Below are 21,468 nucleotides of genomic sequence, written 5' to 3'. Positions count from 1 at the left end.
AGAGCGCACACTTCAGCCCGAACGGCCCCAACACCCTTTACTCACAATGGAGTTCATCATGCCCGAAACGCCTCGGACCACTGACGTCGCCACCTCCGACGCGGACCTGCTGGACCAGACCGCGATCGCCGTGCGCGCGGCCGGCTCCGCGCTTCGCGAGCGCTTCGGCGAGGTGGTCCGCTACCAGAGCCGTGAAGAACTGCTGCACGCGCTCGCCGTCAACGACGAGACGGCCCTCGACATCCTGGGCCCCCGCCTCACACGCCTGCGCCCGGACGCCGGCTGGGTGGAGGACGAACTGGACCGCGGGGCGCTGCCGCCCGGCGAGTGGTGGGTCGTGGATCCGGCCGAGGGCAACGTCAACCACCTGCACGCCCTGCCGGAGTGGGCGGTGACCGCCACCCTCGTACGTGAGAACCAGCCGGTGCTCACCGCGGTCCACCTGCCGCTGACCGGCGAGACCTACACCGCGCTCGCCGGCGGGGGCGCCCACCTCGACGGCCGACCGCTGCGCGTCTCCCCCACCGCGGACCTCGGCCTGAGCATCGTGGCCACCAGCCAGGCCCGCCCCGACGAGGACGAGAAGGTCGTGCGGCGCGTCGGCTCCTCGATCACCGCGATGCTCTTCGACGCGCTCGTCGTCCGCACGGCCGTGCCCGCGACCCTGCACCTGACCAACGTGGCCGCCGGCCGGATCGACGCCTTCTGGCAGTTCGCCGGTGCCCGCGCGGACCTGTTGCCCGGGGCGCTGCTCGTCACCGAGGCCGGCGGACAGGTCTCCGACGCCCAGGGCCGCCCCTGGACCCCGCAGAGCGAGAGCTTCCTGGCCGCCGCGCCCGGTGTCCACGCCACGGCCGTCGCCACGCTCTCCCGCTGACCGCGCACCACAACCCACCCGCACTCACGAAAAGGACCACCTCGCCATGACCACGATCGCAGTCCTCGGAAACGGCCGTGTCGGCGGCAACCTGGCCACAGCCCTCACCCGGGCAGGGCATGAGCTGACCGTGGCGGACCGCGCGCCGGGCGCCGCCGCCGACGCCGCCCGGGCAGCCCGGATCGTCATCAACGCCACCCCGGGAGCCGGCTCGCTGGAGCGGCTCGCCGCCCTGCGCGAGGAACTGCGCGACAAGATCCTCGTCGACGTCTCCAACGCCACCACCGACGGACCGGACGGACTGCCCGCCGGCCTGATCTACCCCGGCTCGAGCCTCGCCGAGCAACTCCAGGACGCGCTCCCCGAAACCCGCGTCGTCAAGACCCTCAACACCATGCTCTTCCCGGTGATGACCGCGCCGGCCACTCTCACCCAGGCGCCAACCGCGTTCCTCTCCGGCGACGACCCGCAGGCCAAGCAGACCGTCGGTGAACTGCTCACCGACCTCGGCTGGCGCAAGGAGTGGATCACTGATCTCGGCCGGATCCAGACCGCCCGCGCCACGGAGGCCGCGATCCTCTTCGTCCCGCACGTCATCCGGTCCAGCGGATTCGCGCCCTTCGCGATCTCGATCGCCCGCTGACCCGTACCCCATGCACCGCCCCCGGCGGGCCCGCATCCAGACCTGGCACGACAGCGCGGCCAGGACCGGCGATCCAGCGACGGACGGCGACCCATGGCCACCCTTCCCGGGGCCCTCGGTCTCGCACCGAGGTCGTCGGCACGGAAGTCGTCACCGCGCTGCACGAGACCGGCTACGGCTCCCGCGACTTCGCCGTGCGCGATGCCGAGGGCAACCGCTGGTCCTTCGGACCCACCTCGGGCAGCATCGTTGCGGCGCCGTGCAGCGAGGCCGGAGCTCATTACGGCAGGGCGCGTGTGAGCGGGAGACGGTGGGAACACGCCCACCATGGGATGGTTCCGAAGAGCACACGGCGAACATGACGGTGGGCCTGTCCGCGGCCCGCAGGAGGCCACGGACCAGGGCCCGGACGCACCGACGCAGGTACCGGGCCGGGGCTGGCTCGGAGTGCTCAGGCGCACGTGGCGGGAGTTCCTCGACGACGAGTTGTCGGACCGGGCCGCCGCGCTGACGTACTACGGCGTGCTGGCGACGTTCCCGGCGCTGCTGGTGCTGGTGTCGGTGCTCGGCCTGCTCGGCACCTCCGCCACCCATGCGGTCCTGGACAACCTGCAACAGCTCGCGCCCGGGCCGGCACGCGACATCCTGCACACCGCGGTCACCCAGCTGCAGGCCAGCCGCGGCACCGGCGGGGTGCTGGCGGTGGTGGGCCTGGCCGGCTCCCTGTGGTCGGCGTCCGGATACATCGCGGCGTTCATCCGCGCGGGCAACGTCGTGTACGACATCCGCGAGGGCCGGCCGATGTGGAAGACCACACCGCTGCGGGTCGGCCTGACCCTGCTGATGATGATCCTCCTGACGGCCAGCGCGGTGATCGTGGTGTTCACCGGCCCGCTGGCCCAGCGCGCCGGTGACGTGATCGGTCTGGGGCACACCGCCGTAACCGTGTGGTCGATCGCGAAGTGGCCGGTGCTGGTGGCGCTGGTGTCGCTCATGATCGCAGTGCTGTACTGGGCCGCGCCGAACGTGCGAGGCCGCGGCTTTCGCTGGGTCTCCCCGGGCAGCGTGCTGGCAGTGCTGCTGTGGCTGCTCCTGTCCGGCGGGTTCGCCGCGTACGTGGCCAATTTCGGCTCCTACAACAAGACGTACGGCACGCTCGCCGGGGTGATCGTGTTCCTGGTGTGGCTGTGGCTGTCCAACCTGGCGATCCTGCTCGGGCTGGAGTTCGACGCCGAGCTCGCCCGCGAGCGCGCCATCGAGGGCGGCATGCCACCCGGCGAGGAGCCGTACGTGCCGCCGCGCGACACCCGCACATGGCCGGACGACGAGCACGGCGACGGCCGAGACTGACCTCCTCTGCGGGGGGCGCAGCGGGTGGAGGACTTCAAGGCCGCCGTGTCAGGACGTCCATCGACTCGGCCATCGACAAGCCGCCCACTTCTTCTCCGCTCACCCGGACACCACCGGTCCGGGTGAGCGGAGGCCGAGCCGGCCCCGGGGCGCTGCGGACCGGCACCGGGGGGCTGTCTCGTGCGACAGTCCCGTGCTCCCGGGCCGTGCCCACCCCGCGAGGCGGCCCCGTGCCCCCGTGCCCCTCACAGGTCGGGGTCCGGGCGCCGGTAGTCAGTGGTCGTGGCGATCGCAGTGGTCATGGTGCCCGTCGTGGCCGCCGCCGCTGTCACCGTCGTACCCGCTGCCGCCGTCACCGTCGTGCTCGTGGTGCTTGTTGATCGCGGTGGGGTCGGTGGCGGTGTGGGTGGTGGTGTCACCGCCTCCGGTGACGGTGGCCGTGTTGGTGACCTGTGCGGGGGCGTCGCAGGCGACGTCGGCCTTCAGGATGACGGGCGGGTAGCTGTGCCCGGCAGGCAGGACGTCGCTGCGGGTACAGGTGAGGGTGGCCAGGATGCAGTTCCATCCGCTGCCGGTGATCCTCTCGGCGCGGAGACCCGCGGGAAGGACGTCGTGGACGGTGACCGCGGTGCCATCGGTCGGGCCGGCCGCGGTGGCGTTGCCCACGGTGATGGTGTAGACGCCGTCCTCGCCCCGGACGAAGGTGTGCACGTGGCTCTTGGCGACGGTCAGGGAGGGTGGGACCGGAACGACTGTGAAGGCGAGACCGGTACTGCCGGTGCCGGCGGCGGCGCGGTCGGCGGTGGCGGTGCCACCGGGTCGGGTGAGTCCGGTGGTGATGCCGGTGCCGATCGCCGGCACCATGCCGTCGTTGACCTGGGCGACGGAGGCGCCCTGAACCGTGGCGGTCCAGGCTGCGGCCAGCACGACCGCCAGGACGGCCACCCCGGCCATCATGACCGACCCCGCCCTGCGGGCCCGCGCCCTCAACCACGACCCGAACATGCCGCCCGTACCTCCCGTGCCGCGGCTTGCTCCAGCCCGCCCTCTCCCGTGCCTGAACACCGACATCTCCGTTTCCAAACCGCCGACAACACGCCATGGGTACTCACCGGGACATGAATGTCCCTCACTGCTTCGGAAGCGGGCCCGCGCATATGGTCAGCCCGCTGCGGGGGCGGGGCCCGATCGGAGTGGTCACCGGCGGCGCCGGCGGAACGCGGAGAGCAGGACGCACAGAGCGGCGAGGGCGAGGGCCGAGAGCCCGGCGACCACAGGGGCGGGGAAGCGCCCCTGCTGGGCGGCCGACGTGGCGACTTCTCCGACGCTGCCCGGAGTCGTCGGGAAGGTGGTGGTGGCACGCATGGTGTGCTCGACCAGGCCGCTCCTGAGCGTGAGTTCCACGGTCCACGGGCCCGGCAGCCGTTCATCCAACGGGACGACCGCCTCCGCGACGTCGCCCGGAGCCAGTGTGGTGCCCGGCTCGACCGGGAACGGTCCAGCGCGCCGTCCGCCCGGCCCGTGGACGAGGGAGAGCGCCCCGCTGATGTCCAGGGCGCGGCTGCCCGTGTTGTGGATCCGGGCGCGAGCCTCCTCCCGCCCGTCGCCGGCTCGCGCCGGAGAGAGCCGCTCGATCCTGAAGTCCGAGGGTGGCTCACCCCCGGGACCGACGTCGACGTACATGCGGACGCCCACCCGGCCCTGGAACGTCAGAGTGTGCGAGCGGTCCGTGGGGGTCTCCGTCTGCGCCCAGATGACGCCGTACCGCTCCCCGGCGGCGGCGTCCCCGGGCACCCGGATGGTGGTGCGAACCTGCGCCGTTTCGGAGGCTGCCAGCTCGAGGTCCGCCGTGTCGAACGACGTCCAGCCGGTCAGCTCGTTGGACGTGCGCTGCGGCGCGAAGGTGTACCTGCCGTTCGCGATGGTGGCCGCCGCGGCGTAGACGCTGACGTGCATCGGCGCGGACGACTTGTTGGTGACCTCCACCCGCCGCTCGATGGTCGCGCCGGGCGCGACGTGGTCGACGATGTAGGCCTGCGCCCTGGGATCGGCACGGCGGCTCTCCGGAGCGTCGAGCAGCTTGACACCGATGGTCCTGCCCGCAACCGGGTCCTGCGGGGAGGACACCCCGGGCGCCCCGTGCCCCGCTGCCGGCATCACCCCGGCCGCCTGGACGAAGGCCAGCACCAGCAGCAGGACCCCGTACCGGCGTGCCCCCTTCATTCCATCAGGCAACGGACTGGGTCAGCGTTCCGGTGTAGGTCCCGCCGACGGCACCGGCGGGCACGTTGACGGAGATCGTCGGGTCCCAGCTCGCGGTGTTGTCTCCGACACCGGCGGTCCCGGTGAGCACCGTCTGCGCGGTGTTGCTCAGCGTCACGTTCGTGGGAGTGACGGTGATGGTACCGGTCGTCGTCACCGACCCGACCGTGTAGGTGGCGTTGGTGGCGGGAATCGTCGCCGTACCGTTCACGAAGTCCGTCTCCGCCGCGGTCACCGTCCAGGAGGCCGACAGGAGGGCGCGATCGTCGGTGACGGTGCAGGGGCCGATCGGCGCGCTGATGACGGTACCGGGCGCTCCCGAACCGAGGTTGGCACTGGCCGGTACCGTCAGCGTCAGTGCGCCGGACGTGACGGTGAACGTCTCCGTCGTGCTGGGGTCGCCCGCGGCGCCGGCAGGGCCCGGCTGGACCACGACGAGAGCAGCGGCTGCGGCCGCGACAGCGAGGATTCGTGAACGCACAACAACTCCCGAAGTAGCAGCCCGCCTGCGAACACGCTGGTCGACAGCGGACATGTCGGTTGACGTTGCGTCAGACAAGCGGGCGCGGCCCGTTTCCGCAAGCCGACGCACGCGGCACTCCGCCACACGAATGACCACATTTCAGCTGAGCGGTTTGCCCGGCCACCTCGCCGGCGCCCTCGGATCGCCTGGCCGCGACGACGGGGGACGGCAACCCGCGGTCGAACGCCACGACGTACGGTGGCGCGGTGCTGCGCCTACCGGCGGGTCAGGCGCTCCCCGGGCGAACGCGTGCGGCGCAGCGGTGGCGAACGGCCCGTCGACAGGCATCTCGCCTGTCCCGTAAGCGAGTTGACCGCGTCGGCGTGGTGCGCGCGGGTCCGTCCGGCGTCGATGACGCTCCTGCGGTCCCAACGTACTTTCCGCGCGGCCGCGTTCGCGCGCGACGTAGCCGATCTGGCTGTGGGCGCCCGCCCTTGAGCGGCGGCAACGGTGGTGCTTCACTGTGTGGATGACCGGCGAGACGGAGATGACGGAGCTGTTCGGCGCGGTGCTCAGCAGGCACCGGGTGAACACCGGTGCACGGTGGCAGAACGCCATGTGGGCACTGCTGCTGGCGGTGCCCACCGGCTGGCTCGGGCTGTGGGCGCTGTTCAGCGCGGACGACGGCCACTCGGGCGGCGGCCGGGCGATCGGTCTGGTGATCGGCCTGTCCCTCGGCGCGCTCTTCGTCGCCGTGACGCAGGCCTGGCGCGCGGTGCGGGGCGGACCGGGCGAGTACTTCGAGGTCCACGAGCGCGGCCTCGTCCACGGCTCGCGGCGCGGCGTGCGGGGCTGGGAGTGGAGCCAGGTCGTCTCGATCACGATCCCCGGCACCCCGAGGATCCACGGCCTCGCCCGTCGGCTGGGCAACGACTACCGCTGCCGCCTCGTCCTCGACGGCGGCACACGCCTGCACATCGACGGGCACACCCCCGGGGCGTCCGGCCTGGGCCGCGCGGTGCTGGCGCACAGCCCCCACGCGCGGCGGCTGCAGGGGGACGAGTGGCAGGACCGGGCCGGCGGCTGGTTCCTGGCCGGAGCGGTGGTCTTCCTGGCCGTGGGCGTCTCCATGGTCTCCTACCTCGTCAGCCACGCCGACGAGGACGCTCAGAACGTCAGCGAAGGCGTGACCATGGCGGTCGGCCTGGGACTGCCGGTGTGCGCGGTCGGCGCGATCACCTGCATCGTGCTGTACGTCCGCCACCGGATGTACCGCCCCCGCTGAACACCCGCGTTCTCGAAGTCGGGCTGTCAGCCGCGGATTCCACCGGCCCGACGACCGAGAGGTGAACCGGGTACGACCCGGCCGGTGCGTGCGGCCGCTCCCCGCCACCGGGCTTGGGCACGGCCAGGTCGGTCATGGCCTGACGGTACGTCGGCCGTGCGCGATGGCGCGGATCGGTGTGCGACCACATACCTCCTGCCCGACCCGCGGGACCGCGCACCGCTCAGTCGGCAAGGTGGCGTTCGATCCAGGCGGCCGCGGTACGGCGGAACAGGACCCGGTTTCGGGTGTTCCTGAACTCGTGGCCCTCGTTGGGCAGCACCAGCAGTTCGGCGGGGATCCCCCGCTGGCGGGCCGCCAGGACCATCTGCTCGGACTCGCCCGGCGGCACGTTGGTGTCGTGCTCACCGTGAACGGCCAGCAGCGGCACCCGGAGGGCGTCGATCCGGCTCATCGGGGAGAGCGCGTGCAGGAGGTCCCGGTCGCGTTCGGGATGGCCGTACTTGGCGGCGGCCGATCGGGCGATCCACGGCTCGGTGCCGGCGAAGAACGTCAGGAAGTCCGACATGCCGCACACGGAGACACCGGTGCGGAACAGCTCCGGATGCCAGACCAGGGAGGCCAGCGTGAGGTAGCCGCCGTAGGAGTGGCCCATCACGGCCAGCCGGCGGGGGTCGGCGAGTCCGAGGGCGACCACGTGCGCCGCGCAGTCCGCGACGTCGTCGATCGCCGCGAACCGCCCGGCGCCGAGGTCGGCGTTGACGAAGGAGCGGCCCGCGCCCAGCGAGCCGCGCACGTCGGGTGCGAAGACGTCCAGGCCGTGGCCCAGCAGCTCGTGGTAGAGCGGATCGAAGACCGGTCGCTCCTGCTGCTCCGGCCCGCCGTGCAGATGGACGACGCACGGCGCGTGCAGGTCGGGGCCGCCGCCGGGTGCGCGGTAGTACCAGCCGCCCAACTCCAGCCCGTCACGGGCCCGCACGCGCAGGTGCTCGGGCCGCTGCGGCGGCGGGCGGCCGGGTGCGACGGCGTCCTCGTCCCGCGAGGACCACGGTGTGCGGACGGGCGACCCGCCGTCGGCCGCGTGCCAGACGCCGGGGCGGCGGACCGAACCGGAGACGGCCAGCGCCAAGCCCACCGGGCCCGCCGGGCTGATCCGGGTCACCACCTCGTGCGGCAGGGGCAGCGGACGCGGGGCGGGTTCGGGCGGTGAGCCGTCCACCTCCGCCCCGATGCCGGCGCCGGTCCGGCGCCGCCGCGAGGCGGGCAGGGAGACGACCTCCAGCTCGCTGCGGCCACGCACGTTCCAGGCCAGCACGGCGCTCCGGCCGTCGTCCCGGACGGACAGCAACTCCAGGTCGACGCAGTCCCGTTGGGCGATCACCTGACGATGTCGGCAGTGGCCGTCCGGCCCGAGCTCGGCGGTGACCAGGGCCGCGAACTCACGGTCGGCGTCGCTGCGCAGATAGAGCGTCCGGCCGTCTGGCGAGAACCGGCCGATCCAGGGGTCCCCGTCGGCCACCGGCACGGTGCAGGCCGTCTCGCCGCTGTCGGTCCGCAGCACCACGGCCTCGCGCCGGCCGCGCGGCCCTCGCAGCAGCAGCACGAGCCGGCCGTCCGAGGTGGTGTCGCACACCCGCAGGGTGGCGCCCGCCGGTTCGGTGGCGAGGAGTTCTGGGGGCCGCACGCCGCTCGGATCGGCCAGGTAGGCGGCCAGGCCCCCGCCGGTGAGATGCGGCTCGGGGGCGATTTCGTAGGGGGCCGGCCTCGGCGGACGCAACACCGTCGGTACCGCCCCCGGCAGGCCGGTGTCCAGCAGCACCGTCCCGACCTCGCCGTGGTGGGCGCCGCCGAGCAGCACGGCGCGCCCGTCGCGGCTGATCCACTCGCCCGGGGGGACTTCCTGGTAGGGCTCGGCGGGTGCGGTGGTGCCGGGCTCGGTGGCGGGCAGGCCGACCAGCGGGTCCGTCGTGGTGATGGCGATGGCCGAACCGTCCCGGGTCCAGCGACCGAGGTAGGCGGTGCTGCCCGCCAACGCACCGGCCAGGATCCGGCGGTCGCCGCCGTCCGGCCGGACGCAGAGCACCCGGGTGTGCTCGCCCCCGCCGGGGGCGGTGGTGTAGGCGATCCAGCGGCCGTCCGGGGACCACGAGACCTCGATGACCGGGTCGGTGCCGGTGTCGAGCAGGTGCACGTCGTCGCCGTCGGCCGCTCCGGTCCACAACTGCGGTACGCCGCCGCGGTTGCAGATGAAGGCCACCCGCCCGCCGGTGGGGTCCGCCGACGGGTACCAGCACCCGTGGGCGGTCACCGGGCTGTGGCCCTCCCGGTTGTCGTGGGCGTCCGGGAGGACCACGGCCTGGGGGGCCGCCGGCGGCGGGGCCACGGGATCGGAGCGCTGGTCCACCACGGTTACGCCTCCCGTTCAGTTGATCCCGTGGGACTGCAGCCACATCTCCAGCAGGGCCACCTGCCACAGCGCGTTCGCCCCGCGCGCCGTGCGGTGGGCGTCCGGGGCGGCGAGCAGCCCGGCCAGATAGGCCTCCTGGAAGATCCCCCGGGCCCGGGCCTCGGGGGCCGACAGGACCTGCTCGATCCGGCCCAGCACCGGCGGAGCCATCCGGCGGATCGCCGGCACCGGGAAGTAGCCCTTGGGCCGGTCGATGACCTCGGGGGGCAGGAGCTTGCGGGCGGCGTCCTTGAGGACTCCCTTGCCGCCGTGGGCGAGCTTTAACTGCGGCGGGCAGGCGGCGGCCAGCTCGACCAGTTCGTGGTCCAGGAACGGCACGCGTGCCTCCAGCCCCCAGTCCATGGTCATGTTGTCGACCCGCTTGACCGGATCGTCGACCATCAGCACGTGGGTGTCCAGCCGGATGGCGGCGTCCAGGGCGGTCTCCGCCCCTGGGGGTGCCATGTTCGCCCGCACCAGTTCGCCGGAGGCGTCGTGGTCGACCAGCACCTCCGGCTGGAGCATCCGCCCCAGCTCGGCGTGCGACCGGTCGAAGAACACCTTGGCGAAGGTCTCGGGCTCCCGTTCGCGCGGCACGGCCGCCAGGGCGGGGTGCCAGCGGTATCCGGCGAACACCTCGTCGGCGCCCTGCCCGCTCTGCACGACGCTGACGTGTTTGGAGACCTCTTCCGACAGCAGGTGGAAGGCGACCACGTCATGGCTGACCATGGGCTCGCTCATGGCGGCCACCGCCCGGTCCAGCGCCCCCCGCACCCGGTCCGAGGGGACCATGATCTGGTGGTGGTCGGTGGCGAACTCCCGGGCCACCAGGTCCGAGTAGGCGAACTCGTCGCCCTGCTCGCCGCGTTCCGCCTCGAACCCCACACTGAAGGTGGCCTGGTCGTCCTGGCCGGCTTCGGCGAGCAGCGCCACGATCAGGCTGGAGTCCAGGCCACCGGAGAGCAGCACCCCGATCGGTACGTCCGCCACCGTGCGGCGGCGGACGGCGGTGCGCAGGGCGTCGAGCACGGCATCGCGCCAGTCGGCGGCGTCCATGCCCGCGTGCTCCGGCCGACGGCTGTAGGACGGCTGCCAGTAGCACTCGTCGTGCTGCCCGCCGTCCGGCTCCACGACCCGCACGGTGGCGGGCGGAAGCTTGCGGACGCCGCTGAGCACGGTGCGCGGCGCCGCCACCGTCCCGTGCAGGGTCAGGTACTGGTGCAGTGCGGCCGGGTCGATGGAGGTGTCCACCCCGCCGCCCGCGAGCAGGGCGGGCAGCGAGGAGGCGAAGCGCAGCCGGCCCGGCCGCCGCGCCAGGTAGAGGGGTTTGATCCCGAGGCGGTCGCGGCCGAGCACCAGCCGACCGGTGTCCGCCTCGGCCACGGCGAAGGCGAACATGCCGAACAGTCGTCGCACACAGGCCGTGCCCCACTGCCGGTACGCCTTGAGCAGCACCTCGGTGTCGGAGGTGGAGAAGAAGCGGTGACCGAGGTCCTCCAACTCCTGCCGCAGCGCCCGGTAGTTGTAGACGCAGCCGTTGAAGACGACGGTGAGGCCGCTCTCCGGGTCGGTCATCGGCTGGGCGCCGCGCTCCGACAGGTCGATGATCTTCAGACGGCGATGGCCGAGCGCCATGGCGCCCTGCGACCACAATCCGCGGCCGTCGGGCCCGCGGGCCGCCAGCCGGTCGGTCATGCGCTCCACGGCGGCCAGGTCGGGACGCCCGCCGTCGAAACGGATCTCTCCGCTCAGCCCGCACATGCCGCCTCACCTCCGTTCGAGCGGCGCCGGGAGGACGGTGGCGGTCGTCGGGTCGCCGTTGCCCGCGTACGACTGGCCGTCCGCGGCCGGCGTCCGGTCCGTCCGGCCGCGGATCCGGCTCGTGCGGCGCAGCAGTGCGCCGGATCGGTGCGCCGCGAGCCGAGCGGCCCGGGTCCTCCGGCAGCGCGCGGACAGGCTCCTGCCGTCGATCCGCGCGCGGGGGCCGATCACGGCCGGGTTCGCCCGGGTCCGGGCGATCAGGAAGTCGACGGCCGCGGTCAAGCCGCCGTCGGCGGCGACCCGCCGGAGCCGGTGAGCGACATCGCCCAGCCCCAGCGTCTGCTCGGCCAGTGCGGAGACGGTCTCCCAGTCGCCGAACTCCTCCAGGGCCGGCCGCAACCGCGCCAGCAGCGACCGGACCACGGCGCAGGCAGGCCGCTCCAGGCCGGTGACCGGATCGACCAGTCGGCCGTCCAGCCCGGAGCGGGCGGCCCGCCAGGTCATGGCGCGCAGCCAGGGCTGGAGGGAGTGCGGACAGCCGCTGAACCGCCGCACCGTCTCGCAGGCGTCGACCACCAGCGCGCGGAACAGCCCCGCGATCATCACTGCCGTTTCCACCCGGGGGCAGGCGTCGCACACCCGCAGCTCCAGGGTCGGCTGGTGCGCGGAGGGCCGGATGTCGTAGTAGACCATCCCGGCGTCGGTGATCACCCCGGAGCGGATCAACCGGGCCACGGCCGCGTCGTAGGCCGCTGCCGAACCGAAGCAGCCGGCCGGACCGCTGGTGGGCCAGCGCTGCCACAGCATGGTGCGCCAACTGGCGTAGCCCGTGTCCGCGCCGAGGCAGAAGGGTGAGCTGGCGGACAGCGCCAGCAGGGTCGGCAGCCAGGGCGAGACGAGGCACATCGCGCGGACGGCCGTGTCGCGGTCGGGCACGTCCACGTGGAACTGCACGCCGCAGATCAGCTGCTCGTCGGCCACGGTGCGGTACTCCTCGGCCATGCGCAGGTACCGCGGGTCCGAAGTGACGTCCACCGACCCCATCCGGGCGAGCGGCGCCGTGCCGGCTGCGACCACGGCCAGGCCCAGCGGGGCGGCCGCGTCGACCAGCGTGCGCCGGGACCGGGCCAGGTCGGCGTGGAGGGAGTCCAGCGAGGTGTGCACACCGCTGTTGGTCTCGACGGCCGACTGGAGGAACTCGGTCGTGAAGCCGCGGTCCGGTAAGCCGTCCAGCACCTCGTGAGCCCGTGCCGCCAGCATTCGGGTCTCCACATCGACGATGTGGAACTCCTCCTCGACTCCCATCGGCACGGTCATCGGGCACCTCCGAACGGGTTCGACGGCACGGCGTCCACTGGAGCGCCGCGTCTCGGGCGGCCGCCCTGCACGGTCGTCCGCCCCCGAACACCCAACCTCCCACGCCCGTCCCGGAACCGCATCAGGACCCGGCCCGTGGACGTGTTCGTCCGGTCGGCTCCGGGCCTTCCGCGGGGCGGGGCCGGGTGAATCGGAGGAGCATCTACGGGTGGGGGGCGTCTGCGGGGTGCTGCGCCGCCGGTGGGGGACGTCCGCGGCCTGCTGGGCCGCCGGTGGGCGACGCACGACACGGCCGTGGTGCCGGACGAGGTTTCCGGTGTGCGGAAGAGCCTCTCCGGGCTGGGGCGGTCGGCCTGCCTGCGCGGACGGCAGCCGCGGCTACTTCACGAAGCTCTCGACCACCTTGGGCGGCCAGACACCGACCTTGAGGACGCCCATGGAGTACGCCCGGGAGACCAGCGCGGCGCGGTTCGGGACCCGCAACTTCCGCAGCAGGCAGGTGACGTGGTACTCGACCCCCTGGCGGCTCAGGTAGAGCCGGGCGGCCAGCGGGACGGTGGATATCCCCGCCGCTATGCCCTCGAGGATCCTGGCGTCGACGTCGCTCAGCAGCTTCTTCCGGCCCGCCACCACCTCGGACCCGCCCTGCTCCGGACGACCGTCCGGCATCATGACCAGGATCGAGGACTCGTCGGGCAGGCCGCCGCGCACCATGACGGCGGTGAGCGGCACCGTGAAGGTCTCGTCCCCCGGACCGACCGCGATGACGTCGGTGGCGAAGCGGTCGCGCCGGCCCTCGATCAGCCCGGAGAACTGGCGCAGCAGCGGCTGCTGGACGCTCGGGTGGACGAGCTCGCTGAAGGTCCGGCCGCAGAGGTCGGCCGAGGAGCGGCCGAACTGCCAGAAGAAGGCCTCGTTGGCCTGGCGGATGGTGAGGGCCCGGTCGAGCTGGGCCATGGTCAGGCCGGCCTGACCGACCGACTGCTGGTGCCGCGCCGCCGCGCCGCCGACTTGATCCCGCTCGGGTGTGACGGTCCGGGCGGAATTCGGCTGGACAGACTGAGAAATCACCACGGAAAGTCCGTTCCCTTCGAGGCGAAAGTGCGGATGGATAAGTGTTCGAACTACCCGGGTCTTCGTACGGGTGACCCGCATCCGCACATGGAACTGTGCGCGAAATCCAGGAATCGGCCGGGTTACCGGCCGGCCACGACAGGCGCGACACCGGTCGGGCCCCGGCCTGGGACAGGTCGGGCTGGGACGGACCGCCGCCCCTCCACAGGGCGGTAATGGTCGGTGAAGTCGGTTTCTCCGCAGCTCAGAGCTGCAGGTACAGGTGTCGTCAGCCCCGGCGGACCGGTTTCACGACAGGGGACCGCCGCCCACCGGATCTCCCGAAGCGCGCCCGCCGGACTCCCGGCACCGTCCCCCCGGACGCCGGACCGACGACTGATGCCGGAATTCCCCCTGCGAACGACACGTACTCCTGCACCTCCGAAGCGCAGACGGACCCGATATTCCGAGGCGGCCCCGGAGAGCGAACCACTAAAGCGGCTGACCGGGCATCAGCGTACCCGGCCAGTTCTGAGCAAGAATATATGGGACACGTCAAGAAGTGGGCAAGCAACCGAACGATCCCGGTCCGGAACGGAGGCGATCCGGCCAGCGGTCGCATCTGCGTTCGAACCGATGAACCCGTCGGGGGAATTGCTCGTGGCAGGCGCCGGAGTCCTCGCCCTCGCCCGCCGCCCAAAACGGGACACAAGCGGATGATCAACCCCCGCTCCCGGCCGGGCCCGGTCAGAACTAAGGAATTCCCGGAACCGGGCATGGGACCAAGGTGGGGTGCAGACCCAGCCGCCACCCCGCCCCGAGGGAGTCCGATGAGCACCCCGCCCCGGCCGAGCGCCGCGCGCCGGCCGATCCTGTTTGTCAGCCTTCCGGAGAGCGGCCTGCTCAACCCCCTGCTGGTGCTGGCCGGTGAGCTGGCCCGGCGGGGCGTGCCCGACCTGTGGTTCGCCACGGACGAACCGCGGCGCGCCGAGGTGACGGCCCTCGCCGACCGGTCGGCGGTGGAGTTCGCCTCCCTCGGCGACGTGTTCTCCGAGCTGTCGGCGGTCAGCTGGAGCGACGACGTGTACCGCCAGGTGACCCAGGAATCGCGGTTCAAGGCGCACCGCGCGGTGATCCGCCAGTCCTACCGGCCCGACCTCCAGGCCGAGAAGTTCCGCCGGCTCGCCGCCGTGGTGGACAAGTGCGACCCGGCCCTGATGGTGATCGACTGCGTCAGCTCCTTCGCCGTCGACCTGGCGCTGGCCCGGGGAATCCCCTTCGTGCTGAGCGTCCCGTTCCTGCCGAGCAACGTGCTGACCTCGCACAGCCCGTTCGGGCCGTCCTACACGCCGAAGGACTTCCCCGTCCCGCACTCGGGCCTGCCCTACCCGATGTCCGCCGGCCAGCGGCTGCGCAACCGGCTCTTCAAGCTCCGCACGCTCGCGCTCTTCCTCAACCCGGCGATGGGCAGGGTGCTCTCCGAGGACGCCCGGCTGCGCAAGGAGCTGGGCCTGCCAAAGCCCAGCCCGATGACCCGGATCGACCGCGCGGAGCTGGTGCTCTGCAACTCCGTTCCGGAGCTGGACTACCCGTTCGAACTGCCCGAGAAGGTACGGCTGGTCGGGGCGATGGTGCCGCCACTGCCGGAGTCCTCGCCGACCGACGACGGCAGCGGCGTGATGGACTGGCTGGATGCCCAGTCCTCCGTGGTCTACATGGGCTTCGGCACCATCACCCGGCTGACCGCGCCACAGGTCCGGGACCTGGTGGAGGTGGCCCGCCGGCTGGACGGCCGGCACCAGGTGCTGTGGCGGCTGCCCGCCGAGCAGCAGCACCTGCTTCCGCCGAGCGCCGAACTGCCCGGCAACCTCCGGGTGGAGAGCTGGCTGCCGTCCCAGCTGGACGTGCTCGCCCACCCCAAGGTCGACGTGTTCTTCACCCACGGCGGCGGCAACGGCTTCCACGAGGGCGTGTACTTCGGGAAGCCGCTGGTGGTCCGGCCGCTCTGGGTGGACTGCTACGACCAGGCGGTGCGCGGGCGGGACTTCGGGATCAGCCTGACCCTGGACCGGCCGCGCGACTTCGACCCCGCCGACGTCGTGGACAAGCTCACCCGGGTGCTCGGCGACCGCTCCTTCCGGGAGCGGGCCGAGAGCATCGGCAGCGCGCAGCGCACGGCGGGCGGCCGGGCCGCCGCGGCCGACCTGCTGCTCGGGCTGCCCGCCCTCGCCTGACCGCCCCGCCCGGCGCCCCCGGCCCGCCCCCGGCCGCGAACGACGCCGGGGGCCCGCCACGTCACGTCACGTCCCAGAGTGAGGACCCATGCCCTTCACCATCCCCGTGTCCCGCCCCAGCCTCGACGGGCGGGAACTGGAGTACGTCACCCGCACGATCGGCGACGGCTGGATCTCGTCCCAGGGCCCGTACGTCCGCCGCTTCGAGGAGGCCTTCGCCGAGTACAACGGGTCCGCCCACGGCGTCGCCTGCTCCTCGGGCACGGCCGCGCTCACCCTGGCGCTGCGCGCGCTCGGCGTGGGCCCCGGGGACGAGGTGATCGTGCCGGAGTTCACCATGATCGCCTCCGCCTGGGCGGTCACCTACACCGGCGCCACCCCGGTCTTCGTCGACTGCGCGGACGACCTGAACATCGACGTCGCCCGGATCGAGGAGCGGATCACCCCGCGCACCAAGGTGATCATGCCGGTGCACGTCTACGGCCGCCGCTGCGACATGGCCGCGGTCATGGACCTCGCCCACCAGTACAACCTGCGGGTGGTCGAGGACTCCGCCGAGGCCCACGGCGTCCGCCCGACCGGCGACATCGCCTGCTTCTCGCTGTTCGCCAACAAGATCATCACGGCCGGGGAGGGCGGCATCTGCCTCACCGACGACCCCCGCCTGGCCGGTCAACTGGCCCACCTGCGGGCCATGGCGTTCACCACCGACCACAGCTTCCTGCACAAGAAGCTCGCCTACAACTTCCGGATGACGGCCATGCAGGCCGCCGTCGCGCTCGCCCAGACCGAGCGGCTGGACGAGATCCTCGCGGCCCGCCGGGAGATCGAGCGCCGCTACGACCAGGGCCTCAAGGACGTCCCCGGCCTCACCCTGATGCCGCCCCGGGACGTGCTGTGGATGTACGACCTGCGTACCGAACGCCGCGCCGAGCTGCGCGAGTTCCTCGCCGCCGAAGGCATCGAGACCCGGCTGTTCTTCCAGCCGATGAGCCGCCAGCCCGGTTACCTCGACCCGGCCTGGCCCGGCCTCAACGCCACCCGGTTCGCCGCCGACGGCCTCTACCTGCCCACCTACACCGCGCTGACCCCGACCGACCAGGACCGGGTCATCGACCGGGTCCGCGCCTTCCACGGCGCGTCCTGACCCGTACGCCCCGGCCCCCGCACGGGGCCACCGGACCCGCACCGCCCCCGAGGGAGACCCGACGACATGACGAGCACCGGACCGCGGGTGGTCGACTTCCCGCTGCGCCGGCCCGGCGAGGCCTTTCCACCGCCCCACTACCAGGACTACCGCGGCGAGCGCGGCCTGGTGGTGTGCCACCTGCCCAACGGCAACCGGGTCTGGCTGGTCACCCGGCACGAGGACGTCCGGGCCGTCCTGACCGACCGCCGGATCAGCTCCAACCCCGACCACCCGGGATTCCCCAACATCAGCCAGACCATGGGCGTGCCCCGCCAGGAGCAGATCCCCGGCTGGTTCGTCGGCCTGGACTCGCCCGAGCACGACCGCTTCCGCAAGGCGCTGATCCCCGAGTTCACCGTCCGCCGGGTCCGCGAGTTGCGGCCTGCGGTCGAGCAGACCGTGGACCGGTGCATCGACGGCCTGCTGGCCGCGGGCACCGAGGCCGACCTGGTCGCCGACTTCGCCCTGCCCGTCCCCTCCCTGGTGATCTCCGCGCTGCTCGGCGTCCCCCCGGCGGACCGGGACTTCTTCGAGTCCCGCACCCGCACGCTGGTCGCCATCCGCTCCTCCACCGACCAGCAGCGCGACACCGCCTCGCGCGAACTGCTGCGCTACATCAACCGCCTGGTCGCCATCAAGCAGAAGTGGCCGGGCGACGACCTGATCAGCCGGCTGCTGGCGACCGGCGCGATCGACCCCCGGGAGATGTCCGGGGTGCTGATGCTGCTGCTCATCGCCGGCCACGAGACCACCGCCAACAACATCGCGCTCGGTGTGGTGACGCTGCTCGCCCACCCGGAGTGGATCGGCGACCCCCGGGTGGTCGAGGAGACCCTACGCTTCCACTCGGTGGCGGACCTGGTCTCGCTGCGGGTCGCCGTCGAGGACGTCGAGATCGCCGGCCAGCAGGTCCGGGCCGGCGAGGGCATCGTGGCCCTGGTCGCCGCAGCCAACCACGACGAGCGGGCCTTCGCCTGCCCGCACGCCTTCGACCCTGCCCGCACCGAACGCCACCACGTGGCCTTCGGCTACGGCGTCCACCAGTGCCTGGGCCAGAACCTCGTCCGGGTCGAGATGGAGATCGCCTACCGCAGGCTCTTCGAACGCATCCCGGGCCTGCGCCTGGCGGTGCCGGCCGAGGAACTCCCGTACAAGTACGACGGTGTGCTGTGCGGGCTGCACGCGCTGCCGGTCCGCTGGTGACCGCGGCAGCCGCCGCCGGACCGTGACGGGCACGCCCCCGGCACGCCACCACCCACGCTCCCGACCACGCCCCAGGAGAACCGATCATGCGCATCACCGTCGACACCGGCCGCTGCGTCGGCGCGGGCCAGTGCGTGCTGAACGCCCCCGCGGTGTTCGACCAGGACCACGACGGCGTGGTCGAGGTCCACGACCCCGCGGCCGCCGCGGCCGACCCGGAAGCCGTCGCCCTGGCCGCCACGCTCTGCCCGTCCGCCGCGATCACCGTCCACCGGGACTGACTCGCGCCCTCGAGAGGACCGACCCCATGACCAGTCCCAGCACCCTGTGGCTGCGCCGCTTCCATCCGGCGGCCGGCCGGCCGGTACGCCTCGTCTGCTTCCCGCACGCCGGCGGCTCCGCCAGCTACTACCACCCGGTCTCCGCGGCCCTGTCCGCCGACACCGAGGTGATCGCGCTGCAGTACCCCGGCCGCCAGGACCGCCGCACCGAACCCTGCCTCGACTCCATCGACGCCCTGGCCGACCGGATCACCGACGAACTGCTGACCCTCGAGGACCGGCCGACCCTGTACTTCGGCCACAGCATGGGCGCCGTCCTCGCCTTCGAGACCGCCTGGCGACTGGAGCAGAAGGGCGGCCCCGCCCCCCGCGGCATCATCGCCTCCGGCCGCCGGGCGCCCTCCACCCGCCGGGCCGAAACCGTCCACCAGCGCGACGACGCGGGCGTCCTGGCCGAACTCCGACTGCTCGACGGCACCAACACCCGGGCCCTGGAGAACGAGGAGATCCTGCGGATGTCGATGCCCGCGATCCGCGCCGACTACCGCGCCGTCGAACGCTACACCTGCGAGCCCGGCCGGGTGCTGCGGTGCCCGATCACCGCCCTCACCGGCGACGCCGACCCGCGCACCACCGTCGCCGAGGCCGAGGCCTGGCAGGAGCACACCAACGGCGGCTTCCGCCTCCGGGTGCTCCCCGGCGGCCACTTCTTCCTCGCCGAGCAGCAGGCGGCGGTCCTGCGGGAGATCACCACCGAGCTCGCCGAGCTCCGCTGACCAACCGCCCGCCGACCCACGCCCCGCAGGCGGCACCGGCAGGACAAGGATCCCTGATGCGCACTCTCCTGGTCGACAACTACGACTCCTTCACCTACAACCTCTTCCACTACCTCGCCGAGGTCAACGGCAGGGAGCCGGAGGTGATCCGCAACGACGACCCGTCCTGGCGGCCCGGACTGCTCGACGGCTTCGACGCCGTCGTCCTCTCCCCCGGCCCCGGCACCCCGCACAACCCCGCCGACTTCGGCCACTGCGCGGAGATCGCCCGCGAGGGACGCCTGCCGGTGCTCGGCGTCTGCCTCGGGCACCAGGGCCTGGCCCTGGCCCACGGCGCCTCCGTCGGCCGGGCGCCCGCGCCCCGGCACGGCCGGACCTCCGCCGTGCGGCACACCGGCACCGGCCTCTTCCGCCGGCTGCCCAACCCGCTGGAGGTCGTCCGCTACCACTCACTGGCCGTCACCGCGCTCGCCCCCGGACTGGAGCCGATCGCCTGGGCCACCGACGACGGAGTGGTGATGGCCCTCCAGCACCACGAACTCCCGCTGTGGGGCGTGCAGTTCCACCCCGAGTCGATCGGCACCGAGGCCGGGCACCACCTGCTCGCGAACTTCCGGGACCTCGCCGAGGAGTTCAACCGGACGCACCGGCCCGGCCCCCGGCACGTCCCCGCCGCGCGCCGCGTGCCGGCGGACGCCCCGGCCGCACCGGCCACCCGGCGGCTGACCGTGCTGAGCCGCACGGTCGACACCCGGTGGGACGCGGAGACCGTCTTCGACCGGCTCTTCCGCACCGGAAGCCACCCGTACTGGCTCGACAGCAGCCTCCCCGGCGGCCGGCTCGGCCGGATCTCCGTGCTGGGCGACGCCTCCGGCCCGCTCGCCCGGGTGGCCACCGCCGACGTCTCCCGCGGCACCGTGACGGTGCGCTCCGGGGACACCGCCGAGGTGGTGCACGGCGCCTTCCTGGACTGGCTCGACGCGGACCTGCGCACGCTGCGTACCGAACTGCCCGAGCTGCCCTTCCACTTCGCGCTGGGCTGGGTGGGCTGCCTGGGCTACGAGCTCAAGGCCGAGTGCGGCGGCGACCGCGCCCACCGCTCGCCCGACCCGGACGCGGTCATGGTGTTCGCCGACCGGGCGGTGGTGCTCGACCACGACACCGGCACCGTCCACCTGCTCGCCCTCGCCGAGGACGGCCGCACGGGACCGGCCGACACCTGGCTGGCCGCGACCGCCGCCACCCTGGCCGGGCCCGCACCCGTCCTCGCCGACCCGGCCCCGGTCCGCCCCGGCGAGGCCGCCCCGCTGCGGCTGCGCCACCGCCGCCGCGCCTACCTCGACCTCATCGACGCCTGCCAGGACCAGATCAGCGCGGGCGAGACCTACGAGGTCTGCCTCACCAACATGATCGACGGCCCCGCCGCCCTCGACCCCTGGCAGGCCTACCGGTCCCTGCGCAGGATCAGCCCCGCCCCCTTCGCCGCCTTCCTCGACTTCGACGGGCTGTCCGTGCTCAGCTCGTCCCCCGAACGCTTCCTGCGGATCGGCCCCGACGGGACGATGGAGTCCAAGCCGATCAAGGGCACCCGGCCGCGCGGCGCCACCGTGGGCGAGGACGCCGTGCTGATCGTCGACCTGGCGGCCAGCGAGAAGGACCGCGCCGAGAACCTGATGGTGGTCGACCTGGTCCGGCACGACCTCGGCAGCTGTGCCGAGACCGGATCCGTGGTCGCCGAGCCGCTGTTCGACGTCGAGACCTACGCCACCGTCCACCAGTTGGTCAGCACCGTCCGGGCCCGGCTGCGCTCCGGGCGCAGCGCGGTCGACGGGATCCGCGCCGCTTTCCCCGGCGGCTCCATGACCGGCACCCCGAAGATCCGCACCATGCAGATCATCGACCGGCTGGAGAACGGCCCGCGCGGGATCTACTCCGGCGCGATCGGCTACGTCTCGCTGACCGGTGCCGCCGACCTGAGCATCGTGATCCGCACCGTCGTGCTGAGCGGCGGGCGACTGCGCTACGGGGTCGGCGGCGCGATCATCGCGCTGTCCGACGCCGAGGCCGAGTTCGAGGAGACGGTGGTGAAGGCCCGGCCGCTGCTGTCGCTGCTGGGCGCCCCGTTCCCCGGGGAGCAGCCGGCCACGTCCCCGCGGGCGCAGCACGGCGCCGTGTCCGGGTCCGCCGGGTCCGCCCGCTCCGAGGCGGCGACGGGGGCCTGGCCCGGCTCCGACGCCGACTCCGCGGCCGCTGCCGCTGCCGCTGCCCAGGAAGGCTCTAGGGCTTTCCCGGCGGCGACCGGCCGAGGATGACAGGCGCAGCCGCCAC

Annotated in this window: 17 protein-coding genes; 10 read left to right on the top strand and 7 right to left on the bottom strand. The window is 73.0% G+C overall.

Features of this window, described 5'->3' with window-relative positions; genetic code table 11:
- Positions 1-58 precede the first annotated feature (58 nt).
- From BOQ63_RS05070 to BOQ63_RS05060, 3 genes are all read left to right on the top strand, one after another.
- On the top strand, positions 59-877 hold the full coding sequence (locus tag BOQ63_RS05070) for an inositol monophosphatase family protein (RefSeq protein ID WP_030557728.1): 819 nt from the start codon (positions 59-61) through the stop codon (positions 875-877).
- A 46-nt stretch (positions 878-923) separates the two neighbouring features.
- Entirely contained in the window at positions 924-1,520 is a 597-nt protein-coding gene (locus BOQ63_RS05065) for an NADPH-dependent F420 reductase (protein WP_030557727.1), read from the top strand.
- Between the two features lie 327 nt (positions 1,521-1,847).
- The gene (locus tag BOQ63_RS05060) at positions 1,848-2,870 is read left to right on the top strand and encodes a YihY/virulence factor BrkB family protein (protein WP_046385939.1); all 1,023 of its coding nucleotides are present in this window, start codon (positions 1,848-1,850) and stop codon (positions 2,868-2,870) included.
- Between the two features lie 273 nt (positions 2,871-3,143).
- Here the strand turns inward: BOQ63_RS05060 and BOQ63_RS05055 are convergent, their stop codons facing one another.
- The 3 genes from BOQ63_RS05055 to BOQ63_RS05045 all read right to left on the bottom strand — a co-directional run bounded on the left by BOQ63_RS05055 (position 3,144) and on the right by BOQ63_RS05045 (position 5,667).
- Positions 3,144-3,875: a hypothetical protein gene (locus tag BOQ63_RS05055; protein WP_454130617.1), complete on the bottom strand. Its 732-nt coding sequence runs from the start codon at positions 3,873-3,875 to the stop codon at positions 3,144-3,146.
- A gap of 192 nt (positions 3,876-4,067) precedes the next feature.
- On the bottom strand, positions 4,068-5,093 hold the full coding sequence (locus BOQ63_RS05050) for a peptidase (RefSeq protein WP_454130616.1): 1,026 nt from the start codon (positions 5,091-5,093) through the stop codon (positions 4,068-4,070).
- Positions 5,094-5,097: 4 nt separating this feature from the next.
- Positions 5,098-5,667 carry a hypothetical protein gene (locus BOQ63_RS05045; RefSeq protein ID WP_209441939.1) on the bottom strand — a complete coding sequence of 190 codons (570 nt, stop codon included), beginning with the start codon at positions 5,665-5,667 and terminating at the stop codon, positions 5,098-5,100.
- Positions 5,668-6,124: 457 nt separating this feature from the next.
- Here BOQ63_RS05045 and BOQ63_RS05040 point away from each other — a divergent pair, with 457 nt between their 5' ends.
- The gene (locus BOQ63_RS05040) at positions 6,125-6,880 is read left to right on the top strand and encodes a hypothetical protein (RefSeq protein WP_143174630.1); all 756 of its coding nucleotides are present in this window, start codon (positions 6,125-6,127) and stop codon (positions 6,878-6,880) included.
- Between the two features lie 223 nt (positions 6,881-7,103).
- Here BOQ63_RS05040 and BOQ63_RS05035 read toward each other — a convergent pair whose 3' ends face one another.
- The 4 genes from BOQ63_RS05035 to BOQ63_RS05020 all read right to left on the bottom strand — a co-directional run bounded on the left by BOQ63_RS05035 (position 7,104) and on the right by BOQ63_RS05020 (position 13,478).
- Positions 7,104-9,287, bottom strand: coding sequence for an alpha/beta fold hydrolase (locus BOQ63_RS05035; protein ID WP_072653514.1), 2,184 nt, complete (start codon positions 9,285-9,287; stop codon positions 7,104-7,106).
- Between the two features lie 15 nt (positions 9,288-9,302).
- Positions 9,303-11,087 (bottom strand): N-acetylglutaminylglutamine amidotransferase, encoded by a 1,785-nt coding sequence (locus BOQ63_RS05030; protein WP_072653513.1) that lies wholly within the window; start codon positions 11,085-11,087, stop codon positions 9,303-9,305.
- A gap of 6 nt (positions 11,088-11,093) precedes the next feature.
- Positions 11,094-12,404, bottom strand: a complete 1,311-nt coding sequence (locus tag BOQ63_RS05025; RefSeq protein WP_072653512.1) for a carboxylate-amine ligase — start codon at positions 12,402-12,404, stop codon at positions 11,094-11,096.
- 378 nt (positions 12,405-12,782) lie between these two features.
- Positions 12,783-13,478 carry a LuxR C-terminal-related transcriptional regulator gene (locus BOQ63_RS05020; protein ID WP_370863306.1) on the bottom strand — a complete coding sequence of 232 codons (696 nt, stop codon included), beginning with the start codon at positions 13,476-13,478 and terminating at the stop codon, positions 12,783-12,785.
- An 809-nt stretch (positions 13,479-14,287) separates the two neighbouring features.
- On the opposite strand from BOQ63_RS05020, the gene BOQ63_RS05015 reads away from it, so the two are divergent.
- The 6 genes from BOQ63_RS05015 to pabB all read left to right on the top strand — a co-directional run bounded on the left by BOQ63_RS05015 (position 14,288) and on the right by pabB (position 21,452).
- Positions 14,288-15,691 (top strand): glycosyltransferase, encoded by a 1,404-nt coding sequence (locus tag BOQ63_RS05015; RefSeq protein WP_454130615.1) that lies wholly within the window; start codon positions 14,288-14,290, stop codon positions 15,689-15,691.
- A gap of 88 nt (positions 15,692-15,779) precedes the next feature.
- Positions 15,780-16,838: a DegT/DnrJ/EryC1/StrS family aminotransferase gene (locus BOQ63_RS05010; RefSeq protein ID WP_072653511.1), complete on the top strand. Its 1,059-nt coding sequence runs from the start codon at positions 15,780-15,782 to the stop codon at positions 16,836-16,838.
- Positions 16,839-16,904: 66 nt separating this feature from the next.
- Positions 16,905-18,083, top strand: a complete 1,179-nt coding sequence (locus BOQ63_RS05005) for a cytochrome P450 (RefSeq protein ID WP_030557708.1) — start codon at positions 16,905-16,907, stop codon at positions 18,081-18,083.
- 86 nt (positions 18,084-18,169) lie between these two features.
- Positions 18,170-18,364 (top strand): ferredoxin, encoded by a 195-nt coding sequence (locus BOQ63_RS05000; RefSeq protein ID WP_030557707.1) that lies wholly within the window; start codon positions 18,170-18,172, stop codon positions 18,362-18,364.
- Between the two features lie 26 nt (positions 18,365-18,390).
- A complete protein-coding gene (locus tag BOQ63_RS04995) occupies positions 18,391-19,140 on the top strand; it encodes a thioesterase II family protein (protein ID WP_030557706.1) in 750 nt (249 codons plus the stop codon).
- A 56-nt stretch (positions 19,141-19,196) separates the two neighbouring features.
- On the top strand, positions 19,197-21,452 hold the full coding sequence (pabB, locus tag BOQ63_RS04990; protein WP_454130614.1) for an aminodeoxychorismate synthase component I: 2,256 nt from the start codon (positions 19,197-19,199) through the stop codon (positions 21,450-21,452).
- The last annotated feature ends 16 nt before the right edge of the window (positions 21,453-21,468 follow it).

It is taken from the genome of Streptomyces viridifaciens, assembly GCF_001888885.2.
Classification (GTDB): domain Bacteria; phylum Actinomycetota; class Actinomycetes; order Streptomycetales; family Streptomycetaceae; genus Kitasatospora; species Kitasatospora aureofaciens.
This window is presented reverse-complemented; position numbering and strand designations above follow the sequence as displayed.

Excerpts from the sequence above, each read along its gene's own strand:
- BOQ63_RS05070 (WP_030557728.1), top strand. The coding sequence starts at position 59 with ATGCCCGAAACGCCTCGGACCACTGACGTCGCCACCTCCGACGCGGAC.
- BOQ63_RS05065 (WP_030557727.1), top strand. The coding sequence starts at position 924 with ATGACCACGATCGCAGTCCTCGGAAACGGCCGTGTCGGCGGCAACCTG.
- BOQ63_RS05060 (WP_046385939.1), top strand. The coding sequence starts at position 1,848 with ATGGGATGGTTCCGAAGAGCACACGGCGAACATGACGGTGGGCCTGTC.
- BOQ63_RS05055 (WP_454130617.1), bottom strand. The coding sequence starts at position 3,875 with ATGTTCGGGTCGTGGTTGAGGGCGCGGGCCCGCAGGGCGGGGTCGGTC.
- BOQ63_RS05050 (WP_454130616.1), bottom strand. The coding sequence starts at position 5,093 with ATGAAGGGGGCACGCCGGTACGGGGTCCTGCTGCTGGTGCTGGCCTTC.
- BOQ63_RS05045 (WP_209441939.1), bottom strand. The coding sequence starts at position 5,667 with ATGTCCGCTGTCGACCAGCGTGTTCGCAGGCGGGCTGCTACTTCGGGA.
- BOQ63_RS05040 (WP_143174630.1), top strand. The coding sequence starts at position 6,125 with ATGACCGGCGAGACGGAGATGACGGAGCTGTTCGGCGCGGTGCTCAGC.
- BOQ63_RS05030 (WP_072653513.1), bottom strand. The coding sequence starts at position 11,087 with ATGTGCGGGCTGAGCGGAGAGATCCGTTTCGACGGCGGGCGTCCCGAC.
- BOQ63_RS05025 (WP_072653512.1), bottom strand. The coding sequence starts at position 12,404 with ATGACCGTGCCGATGGGAGTCGAGGAGGAGTTCCACATCGTCGATGTG.
- BOQ63_RS05015 (WP_454130615.1), top strand. The coding sequence starts at position 14,288 with ATGAGCACCCCGCCCCGGCCGAGCGCCGCGCGCCGGCCGATCCTGTTT.
- BOQ63_RS05010 (WP_072653511.1), top strand. The coding sequence starts at position 15,780 with ATGCCCTTCACCATCCCCGTGTCCCGCCCCAGCCTCGACGGGCGGGAA.
- BOQ63_RS05005 (WP_030557708.1), top strand. The coding sequence starts at position 16,905 with ATGACGAGCACCGGACCGCGGGTGGTCGACTTCCCGCTGCGCCGGCCC.
- BOQ63_RS05000 (WP_030557707.1), top strand. The coding sequence starts at position 18,170 with ATGCGCATCACCGTCGACACCGGCCGCTGCGTCGGCGCGGGCCAGTGC.
- BOQ63_RS04995 (WP_030557706.1), top strand. The coding sequence starts at position 18,391 with ATGACCAGTCCCAGCACCCTGTGGCTGCGCCGCTTCCATCCGGCGGCC.
- pabB (WP_454130614.1), top strand. The coding sequence starts at position 19,197 with ATGCGCACTCTCCTGGTCGACAACTACGACTCCTTCACCTACAACCTC.